The organism is Pseudogracilibacillus sp. SO10305 (assembly GCF_037072005.1).
Taxonomy (GTDB): Bacteria; Bacillota; Bacilli; order Bacillales; family Amphibacillaceae; genus Pseudogracilibacillus; species Pseudogracilibacillus intestinigallinarum.
Genome location: NZ_JAXHDE010000017.1, coordinates 66380 through 72884, shown reverse-complemented (window position 1 = coordinate 72884; position 6505 = coordinate 66380). Strand labels below are relative to the sequence as shown.

The following is a 6505-nucleotide window of genomic DNA, read 5'->3' as shown; positions in this document are numbered from 1 at the left end:
CTTTCACTACCGGCAAGTAAATAATCGACTTAAATAAATCCCCATCAATATTAATTTCAAATTTTCCATGTTGGTTTTCAATAAGACTCTTTGTAATCGACAACCCTAATCCACTACCTTGACTAGAGCGTGAATCATCACCACGTTTAAAACGTTCCATTAATTCTTCTTCCGTAATATTTAACTCATACTTGGACATGTTTTTAAAACTAATTAAAACACCTTCGTCCTTATAGTTCATATCGATATACACTCTTGATCCTTCTAATGCATAATTAAATATATTCGATAAAATATTTTCTATCGAGCGCCATAAAAGTTTCCCATCTGCTTTAACAAACATTTTCTCCTCCGGATAAGTAAATTTGAAAACAAGATCCTTTGCTGAAATTTGTTCGCTCACTTCCCCTATTCCTTGATTTATTAAAGCGACAACATCAATTTCCTGTATTTCAACAGGAATATCACCACTTGAAGCTTTAGCTGCTGCAAATAAATCATCTGTTAATACTTTTAGACGTTTTGACTTTTGGTCTAATATCTCAATATACTCTTGCATTTTTTGTGGGTCTGTTTCCTTTTTCAATAAATCTGTATACGTAATTAAAGAAGTAAGTGGTGTACGAATATCGTGTGATACGTTCGTAATTAACTCTGTTTTCATTCGTTCATTTTTCAATTCATTATGGACTGCTTGTTTGAACCCTTCATTAATCCCATTAATATTTGCTGCAAGTGTAGCAAATTCCCCTTTGCCATCAATATCAATACGATGTTGCAAGTTACCTTCACGCATTATTTTTGCTCCATCTTGAATTTTTTGAAAATCTTTTACTTTTTTATGGGAAAGCCAAACCGCCACACCAATTGTAATCGGGAAAAAGAATAATGTTGCTGCCGTTATAATTGGATAAATGATAACGACGAGTGCGATTTTCATCCCAGTCGAACCACTATCATACATATCTTTCATAAATGTAAAAAGCCAACGAAGTACGATATATAATACTGTATGTTTGAAAAATGTTTTATGCTTCATATGTCTAATTAAAGATAACAGTAACACAACAACTACCGCTACATATGGCAATGTAATAAAGTATACAAATCCATTAATTATTCCCATTCGATACGTAAATTCACTATAAGCCACAACCCAAGCAATTGAAGCGATTAAAATAAAGGCGATATTTAAATCGACATACAATTTATCCATTGGATTCATATGGACGGTGTCATCTTGAAAAGACTTTCTTCCTGTTGTCACCATTAAATATAAAAAAGATAAAATAAATACGATAACAAAGCTAAGCAGATAATACATATGTTTCATCGCTTTGGACTTTTGTGTGTCCCATTCTGTTGCTGCATTATCAATATAACTATCCGTATAACCGACTAAAAAAGTAACATTTTCTGCACTTATTGTTTGTGAAACATCTCTGTATGCGTAAAAGGAATAATTATTTCCAAATTCAGGTGGATGCATTTTCCATTCATCGTCAATACTAATATAATGAACTGGGTATTTTTCAAATTGCTCTTTTTTTGTCTGTTTTGTATTTGTAAATGTATGCTTTCCATCTGTTATGTAATATAACGGTTCCTCTTGATTTTTAAGGTTTTTTAAAATCATTTGATAATTCTCTAAATCCTCAGCAATCATTTCCTTTTTTATTCTCTCTTTTAAAGTTGCATCGTCTATATTTTCTTCATCACTATCCCACTGTGCCTCTTCAACTCGATAGGACAACTCCTCTTTATCAATTGTATTACCTTCTAATATATTTTCTTTACTTTTGTATTCATTAATTAGTTGCGCTAATTCATCTATAATATGATCGTTTTCTAATTGAAAACCACTACCGTTTAAAAACTCATCTTCAAAAATTACTTCTACATTTCCATTCGTTACATTAAAAATTTGCTTTACCGAATAAATTGCTCCTGCGACAGAAGCTAACATGATTAGAAATATAATTGTTTTTATAAAAATGGAATGACTAAATTTTTTCGACCTTGTAGCCAATTCCCCACACCACCTTTAAATATTTCGGTTCTTTTGGATTTATTTCAATTTTTTCCCTTATTTTACGAATATGTACTGCTACTGTATTTTCCGGATGAAATGATGGTTCTTTCCATACTTTTTCATAAATTTCTTCAATAGAATATACTCTACCGGCATTCATTATAAGAAATCTCAATATATTAAATTGTACAGGTGTTAAATGGACTTGGTCTCCATCAACTGTCACGACTTTTTGTTCATCATCTAAAATTAGACCACCTGTTTGGTAATGATGCTGTTTCATTTCAATACTACCAAGTGATGTATAACGTCGTAATTTTGATTTCACTCGAGCAATTAATTCCAGCGGATTAAAAGGTTTTGTCATATAATCGTCTGCACCAATATTTAAACCGAATATTTTGTCGTGATCCTCTGATTTCGCTGACAACATAATTAATGGAATTTGATGTTCCTCCCTAATTTTCATCGTCGCTTCGATCCCATCCATTTCTGGCATCATAATGTCCATAATGATTAACTGCATATCATGTTCATCCAATAATGCAATCGCCTCAAGTCCATTTGTTGCTTTATATACGTTATACCCTTCATTTTTCAAATAAATTTCAATTGCATCCGCAATTTCCTTATCATCATCACATACTAAAATATTCACTTTATTCATCCCTTCACCACATTGTTTATCTATTTTCACCTCCAAATTGTATCACAATCTATGCCGATAAATTGAACAATTCAGAGTGAATCATCCTCTTCCCCTTCCTTTGTTTTGAAGGTTAGTTACATTATAACGATTAAATCTTATGAAATAGTGAATGTATTTCTTAAGGTTTTCTTAATATTGCACCATTATTTTCTAGAAATGCAACGTTATAGAGTAACTTTTCAATGAAAAATGCCACAGCAAAACTGTGCTGTGATAACATTATAAGAAAAGTGTTGTCAGTAAATAAGACATATGTTAATATATTTGAAGAATATGACATGTATAATCTCAATAATATGGTTTGAGAGTTTCTACCAGGAGCCGATACATCCTGATTACAAAAATCTGTCTTTCATTTTTGTAATCAGGATTTTTTATTTGCCAATTATCGCCTGTACAAAATGAAAGAAATTATGTACAGAAAGGTAGTTGTGTATGAACTGGAGAGTATTTATATTAGCTGCAGCCGCATTTGCAGTAGGCTTAGTAGAGTTAGTTGTTGGTGGAATATTACCAAGTATTGCAGATGACTTACACATATCATTAGCAAAAGCTGGACAACTCATTACCGTATTTGCCTTCGTCTATGCCATCTCTGCACCTGTTCTTTTATCTATTACAGCAAAAATAGAAAGAAAACGTCTTTATCTTATCGCATTATTCATCTTTACTTTAGGGAATATTGCTACATATTTTAGTACGACATTTTTATTCGTAATGATTGCAAGAGTCATTACAGCAATGAGTACAGCATTAATTATTGTTTTGTCGCTAACTATTACATCAAAAATAGTTGAACCTAAACACCGTGCAAAAGCATTAAGTATCATTTTTGCAGGGCTTAGTTCTTCCTTAGTTATAGGTGTACCGATTGGGATTTTTATAACTGATTTATTTGGTTGGCGCGCCGTATTTTTAGGTATAGCCATTCTATCTTCTTTATCGATGATTCTTATTTATACATTACTTGAAAAAATGCCTGTCGAAAAGGTGATACCATTAAAAACACAATTAAAATCATTAAGAAAACCTAAAATTTACTTTGCACATCTCATTACACTATTTATGCTTGCAGGCCATTATACGCTTTATGCATATTTGACACCATTTTTAATCGAAACATATGAGATGGACTCGTACTGGATCAGTATTTGTTATGTCATGATTGGTGTAGCATCCATTATCGGTAATACAGTTGGAGGATGGTTAAGTGATTGGATAGGATCAAGTAAAGCAATTTTATTCGTTACGTCTTCTTTTGCGGTAATCCTATTTCTAATTCCATATACAACTGGCTTTTTCCCGTTATTTCTTTTTTGTATTATTTTATGGGGTGGCTTAAGTTGGGCTTTAACGCCTCCTCTGCAAAGTTTTCTTATACAAATTGCACCAGAAACTTCTGATATTCAACAAAGTTTAAATACGTCAGCATTACAAATCGGTATTTCAATTGGTTCAGGTGTTGGTGCAACAGTTGTAACAGCGACTGGTTCTGTCATGAATTTAGCAAGTGTTGGGGCTGTTCTAGTGTTAATTTCACTAGGTTGTGCCATTATTTCCATCAAGAAGGCATCTTTATCTGAGGATTCACTTGATAACGACTCACTAATAAAAAGTTAATCTTATACATTCAAAAAAATCTTCGTCTATGAATGGATAGGCGAAGATTTTTATATTTTTTTAAATGATTATTCGTGTGTTAGGTTATGTTATACTGGGATCATGTATATGGAAGCGGAAATAAAGGAGGAATATGTATGATTACCTTTATTACTTTTTTGATAATAATTTTGTTGGGATACATTCTTATTAGTCATTTTATATTAAAAAGAAAGTTACATATAAAGGAAATTAGACTGCATATATTTTCGAAAAATAAAAATAAACTATTATTAAATATAGAAATAATTTTACTCATTAGTTTCCTTGTTTTCGGCCTAATTTTTTTAAATATGTTTGCAGATCATGATTACTATCCCTTTATTCCGGGATTTATTTTTCTATTCCTTATCCTAGTAGAATGTATTACATTTGTGGAACTATGGTTATATCATCGTGAAGAAAGAGCTTATTATTATTCACTGTCAGCTGCAATTATGTATCTATTAATATTTATTTCTACATTTTTCATAAATGATTTTTCTTGAATGGTTTATGTAATAATGGACTTACCTTATGCTTATAGTAATAATTCAAAATTTTAATAGAGGATAATATTCTATGATTTATTATAAAAAAGTAAGAATTTTGCAAGTTTTTTTAAGTATTATTTTTTTAATTATATTGCTACTCCTAAATTTCCTTTTAAATAAATATGGTTTACCGGTAAATCCCAAGCATATGCTATATTTAAGTAATGGATTATTTTTTATTATCATATCTTATTTTTATATAGTCATAGGTCTACAATTTAAAGTAAATAAAACTATACTGAAACATAAATGTTGGAGTAAATTACCTTTCGTTACCCTTTGTGTTTCATCTCTATTATTTATAATTTTTATAATAAGTTATAATACTTTTTCAGTTACCTCAAAAGTTGAATCCTTTTTAATTTTAATCGGCATTGTATTTTTTGTCTTATTATACTTTGTTTTTATCTTATCCTTGCTTAATATGTTTAATAAGAATAAAGAAAAAGTTATACATTATACATATCTATGGGCACTAATCCCATTAGTAATATTGTTAATATTATTTTTAATCAATTAAGAGCGCTATAGCATCACTATTTAAACTTATTTTTAAAATAAACATGGGAACAAAATCGTTTTCTGATCCCATGTTTATTATTTTTTATATTTAGTTATAAAAAATATGCTCTGCACTATTGTTAGATTAGTGGCATAAGTGCAGGGATAAATATTTCTATTTTTCAAGATAAGTCAACCATCACAAAACAACACACGAACATACGTTCTTGTTTTAGCATAATTTATATGATATTATAAACATGCAGTCTAAGTTATATGGGTGCTTGGTTGTCACAATGTCCCTTTCTCTCACAAGATAAGGGAGGTGATAGCCATGGAAATACTACTCGATTTCTTAAAAGATATTTTAAAAGTAATCATTCGTGCAATTAGTGCGTATGTATTTCACAAAATTCTTTTTAAAAACGAGAAAACCACCCGAAGCCGTCGCAAGCGTAAGGGTGGTTCTCAAAAATAAACTTTTGTGACAACCACTACCTGTACGGCTGTGGCTGCAAAAGAGAAGTGTTGACGCACTTCTCTTTTATTATCTATCTCCATTTTACATGCAAAAGATACAAAAATCAATATGTTGGCTACGCACTTTACAAATGAGTTTCTACTTTTATTCTTGGTAGGATTTTTTGTTCCAAATTATAGAAATTTGTAAAATTATGATCAGAAATTTTTATCAACTACACTTGTAAATTTTATATATCTTCTTGTAATAATATCCATATGATAAACTAAGCAATAATACAAATAATTTTAAATAGACTTTTTCGTAGAAGGAGAATACAGATGAACTACCTACTATATTCATTATATGCTTTAATGTTAGGTATCCTTGCTTTCTTTACTGGAGAAATTGTAACATTTATCATGCTTGGCTTTATTCTTATTGCGCTTATTAATATAAATACGACATTGAAAAAAATTATAACTAAAATGGATGAATAGTCTTTGATTTAAATATCGGTTAGGAGTATTCTCGTTAAAAAGACGTTAGTATTTTAACGTATGCTCTTTGGAAAATAAGGATTTATATATCTTTATTTCCCCTAAAAAGTC

The 6505-nt window shown here is 30.3% G+C and carries 6 protein-coding genes and 1 riboswitch; of the genes, 4 read left to right on the top strand and 2 right to left on the bottom strand.

Annotation, left to right across the window (positions count from 1 at the left end; genetic code table 11):
• Together SPD45_RS12550 and SPD45_RS12545 are read right to left on the bottom strand one after the other, a co-directional pair.
• On the bottom strand, positions 1-2029 hold a 2029-nt coding region (locus SPD45_RS12550), incomplete at its 3' end, for a HAMP domain-containing sensor histidine kinase (RefSeq protein WP_336268117.1).
• Entirely contained in the window at positions 2004-2699 is a 696-nt protein-coding gene (locus SPD45_RS12545; RefSeq protein WP_336268116.1) for a response regulator transcription factor, read from the bottom strand. The genes SPD45_RS12550 and SPD45_RS12545, both read right to left, overlap by 26 nt.
• Before the next feature lie 300 nt (positions 2700-2999).
• Positions 3000-3099: riboswitch (purine riboswitch) on the top strand.
• A 77-nt stretch (positions 3100-3176) separates the two neighbouring features.
• On the opposite strand from SPD45_RS12545, the gene SPD45_RS12540 reads away from it, so the two are divergent.
• From SPD45_RS12540 to SPD45_RS12530, 4 genes are all read left to right on the top strand, one after another.
• On the top strand, positions 3177-4361 hold the full coding sequence (locus tag SPD45_RS12540; RefSeq protein WP_336268115.1) for an MFS transporter: 1185 nt from the start codon (positions 3177-3179) through the stop codon (positions 4359-4361).
• 86 nt (positions 4362-4447) lie between these two features.
• Positions 4448-4888: a DUF4181 domain-containing protein gene (locus SPD45_RS14445; protein ID WP_442962033.1), complete on the top strand. Its 441-nt coding sequence runs from the start codon at positions 4448-4450 to the stop codon at positions 4886-4888.
• An 880-nt stretch (positions 4889-5768) separates the two neighbouring features.
• Positions 5769-5912, top strand: coding sequence for a hypothetical protein (locus SPD45_RS12535; protein WP_336268114.1), 144 nt, complete (start codon positions 5769-5771; stop codon positions 5910-5912).
• 323 nt (positions 5913-6235) lie between these two features.
• Positions 6236-6394 (top strand): hypothetical protein, encoded by a 159-nt coding sequence (locus SPD45_RS12530; RefSeq protein WP_336268113.1) that lies wholly within the window; start codon positions 6236-6238, stop codon positions 6392-6394.
• Positions 6395-6505: the final 111 nt, after the last annotated feature.

Coding starts and splice junctions, on each gene's coding strand:
- SPD45_RS12545 (WP_336268116.1), bottom strand. CDS start 2,699: ATGAATAAAGTGAATATTTTAGTATGTGATGATGATAAGGAAATTGCG.
- SPD45_RS12540 (WP_336268115.1), top strand. CDS start 3,177: ATGAACTGGAGAGTATTTATATTAGCTGCAGCCGCATTTGCAGTAGGC.
- SPD45_RS14445 (WP_442962033.1), top strand. CDS start 4,448: ATGTTATACTGGGATCATGTATATGGAAGCGGAAATAAAGGAGGAATA.
- SPD45_RS12535 (WP_336268114.1), top strand. CDS start 5,769: ATGGAAATACTACTCGATTTCTTAAAAGATATTTTAAAAGTAATCATT.
- SPD45_RS12530 (WP_336268113.1), top strand. CDS start 6,236: ATGAACTACCTACTATATTCATTATATGCTTTAATGTTAGGTATCCTT.